This window comes from Halomonas sp. ND22Bw, assembly GCF_003011945.1.
GTDB classification, from domain to species: domain Bacteria; phylum Pseudomonadota; class Gammaproteobacteria; order Pseudomonadales; family Halomonadaceae; genus Halomonas; species Halomonas halophila.
In genome coordinates this window covers 1-244 of the sequence record NZ_PXWD01001562.1, presented here as the reverse complement: position 1 = coordinate 244, position 244 = coordinate 1, and the positions used below count along the sequence as shown (strand labels likewise).

Sequence of the window (244 nt, the reverse complement as noted above, 5' to 3'; positions counted from 1 at the left end):
GCCTGGGGTTGGGTCTGGCCATTGCGCAGAGCTTGGCGGCCCTGCACGACGGCCGGATCGACGCGCACAGCGACGGCGTAGGCAACGGCAGCACCTTCACGCTGCACCTGCCGCTGTTCGCCGCGGCGCCGCCCACCAGCGCCGAGCCATTGCCCGCCGTGCCAGGGCGGCCCGCCATGCAGCTGCTGGCGGTCGACGACACCCGGGATGCCGTCAACGTGCTCGCCGAATGGCTGCGGATGGA

1 pseudogene is annotated in these 244 nt (G+C 72.5%); it reads left to right on the top strand.

From position 1 onward, the window contains the following. A pseudogene (locus CVH10_RS23495) lies at positions 1 to 244 on the top strand (hypothetical protein); the annotation flags it as partial.